Genomic DNA, 2,308 nt, shown 5'->3' with positions numbered 1-2,308 from the left:
AATCGGTATCTGGTTTACGGCAATGGGTGTTAGCACCATGGCGTTTAACCTCAACGGTTTCAACTTCAACCAGTCGATTCTCGATTCTCAAGGTCGTGTAATCGGTACTTGGGCCGATGTGCTGAACCGCGCTGGTATCGGTATGGAAGTAATGCACGAGCGTAATGCTCACAACTTCCCCTTAGACTTAGCTAGTGGTGAACAGGCTCCTGTAGCTCTGACTGCTCCTGCTATCAATGGTTAATTCCTAGTCTGAACGAAAAGGCACTCCCGCGAGGGGGTGCTTTTTTGTTGCTTGCCGGTTACTTTCAGGGAAGATGCCAGAATCTAGGGATAATGGGGGACAATCAGGCTAGGGGTTAGGCTTCGCTGGTGCGGCGAATACCTTCGTCGAGAATGAAGAACTGAGGGTTAAGAGAGGCCAACGGCTCTCGCAGTTTTTCGATTTCGGAAGCGGGAGCGTGAACTTCTAGGCGAATAATCTTGGCGATTTTGAGAACTTCGTCTAGCAGTTCCCCGACGTTTTGTAGGTGGGCAAGAACTGCGGAGGCATCGACGTAACCCTCGCGGCAATGAGCAATATTGCCGCTAAAGGAGAAAGCATAATGGATACAGCCCTCTTCGGTGCGGGTTCTCTCAATGAACTTGGGGCCTAGCTCCTTAAACGCAGCAATTTTTCCTTCTTTTACTTCAAAGTAGGGTACTAGAGTACAGCAAGTATCGATTTTGAACATTAGATTCTCCTTGTAGGTGGTGCGGAGGGATATCCTGCGCTTGTGGTGCAGAAAAAATTATCTCAGGGGTTGTCCAGAGCGTGCGCTCCTAGAGAATAATACCCTCGTGTGCAACTTTTTGACTGGAGAAGTTAAGAAAAAGCGATCGCTAACTCAAACAAGGTAGAATGAAAAGCTGAATATTATACTAAATACGTTGAGTATAGGCTACATATCAGTACAGGCAAAAGGCAAGAGGCAAAAGGGAAGAAAAATAGGGTTCTTCGTTACCTGGTATGGTTCAATCGGGTGGCATAAATCGACTAAATCCTTATCTGGCAAAAGACTTAATTGATTAGTTCGCTCTAGATCGAAAACAATTGACAAATATCGCAGCAATGTCTTTCTCTATAAGGGTTTCATCTCTTATAACCCCCGTCCATCGCATAACACAAACCGAAGAACCAAAAATAGCTGTACCTCACTAGCTTAGGAAACGCTATATAAGTAGGTAGGCGTTAAAAGTTGTCAGATACCCCCCCCTGCCTATCGGCACCCCCCTTATCAAGGGGGGCAGGGGGGATCGAACCTAAAATCCATTTTTAATTTAATTATAACCAGCTACTTAACAGTTATCTTAATGGTCAGGTGGGAGTCGATCATCGATGCCGAATTAGCTTATACTTCATCTTTATGAGAAACGCTCTCTAGGGATCTGTGTGGGGAAATGGCTGTTATACAGTCCAGTCAAGTTAAATTTGACAACTAGAGAGCGCTTTTCTACGGGCACAGAGAATTAGATAAGAAGAAATACTAATATTTTGTCGCCATCAGCTTTTAGCCACAATTCAATTGAGTATAAAATAATCTCAGAAAAAGCCTCCAGAAAATTTAAAATCAACCATGAAAACAATTATTTTGATTTCTAGTCTATCTTTAACAATGATAGTCGGTGCTTCCTGGGCAAAACCGAATATAGTTTTGGCTCAAACTTGTAATTACTTTGCCGGAACTGCTGTGACGGGAAAAAGCGTTAACATCGATTTATGTTCGATTGTTCCGGCTAGTTCGCGTAGTGTTGACTTTGTTTATTATTTAGGAAATCAACGACTGGTTAGCCAAGCTAATTGTGATAACGGAACTTGGACGACTTTTCCCGAAAGACAAATTCATCGTCCCCGCTCTCAAGCGACTCAAACAATGCTAGAGGTGGTGTGTAGTTACAGATTCGATAGTTCTCAATCCACATCAAGAATCGCTACAGCAATAGTGTTTTCGCCACCATCAAATGTGAGAACATCCCCCAATGGCAATATCATCTGTTCAGTCAGAGAACGTAGAACCATCAATATTTATGGTTCGGTTGGCTCTTGGTATTATACGAATGTCTGTGGGGAAATGGGTGTTATACACTCCAGTCAAATTAAATTTGACAACTAGAGATCGCTTTTCTACGGGAACACAGAAACGGGTAGAATCGATCAATGCAGTTGTTTTCTTTCGAGGTGTCGTCATTAGTAAGAAAGCTACCCGTTCCTTAGCCGGTATTGCTGGAATTGTCGCCGTTGCCACCTTAATCAGTAAGGTTTTTGGTT

3 protein-coding genes and 2 pseudogenes are annotated in these 2,308 nt (G+C 43.5%); 3 read left to right on the top strand and 2 right to left on the bottom strand.

Going from position 1 to position 2,308, the window contains the following annotated elements; all coding sequences use genetic code 11:
• Window positions 1-244: hypothetical protein (locus ACOCD9_RS08740; protein WP_288105978.1), on the top strand; the 244-nt coding region annotated here is incomplete at its 5' end.
• Between the two features lie 115 nt (window positions 245-359).
• Here ACOCD9_RS08740 and ACOCD9_RS08735 read toward each other — a convergent pair.
• Together ACOCD9_RS08735 and ACOCD9_RS08730 are read right to left on the bottom strand one after the other, a co-directional pair.
• On the bottom strand, window positions 360-734 hold the full coding sequence (locus ACOCD9_RS08735; protein ID WP_045356041.1) for a putative quinol monooxygenase: 375 nt from the start codon (window positions 732-734) through the stop codon (window positions 360-362).
• Window positions 735-941: 207 nt separating this feature from the next.
• Window positions 942-1,161, bottom strand: a pseudogene (locus tag ACOCD9_RS08730) (hypothetical protein).
• 455 nt (window positions 1,162-1,616) lie between these two features.
• Between ACOCD9_RS08730 and ACOCD9_RS08725 the strand changes: the two are divergent.
• Both ACOCD9_RS08725 and ACOCD9_RS08720 read left to right on the top strand, forming a co-directional pair.
• Window positions 1,617-2,153 (top strand): hypothetical protein, encoded by a 537-nt coding sequence (locus tag ACOCD9_RS08725; RefSeq protein WP_287967509.1) that lies wholly within the window; start codon window positions 1,617-1,619, stop codon window positions 2,151-2,153.
• A pseudogene (locus ACOCD9_RS08720) lies at window positions 2,098-2,308 on the top strand (lipid II flippase MurJ); the annotation flags it as partial. The gene ACOCD9_RS08725 and the pseudogene ACOCD9_RS08720, both read left to right, overlap by 56 nt.

The sequence above is a fragment of the Microcystis sp. genome, assembly GCF_048564745.1.
GTDB classification, from domain to species: Bacteria; Cyanobacteriota; Cyanobacteriia; order Cyanobacteriales; family Microcystaceae; genus Microcystis; species Microcystis ichthyoblabe_A.
The sequence above is the reverse complement of the archived record's forward strand: the minus strand, read 5'-3'. Positions and strand labels throughout refer to the sequence as shown.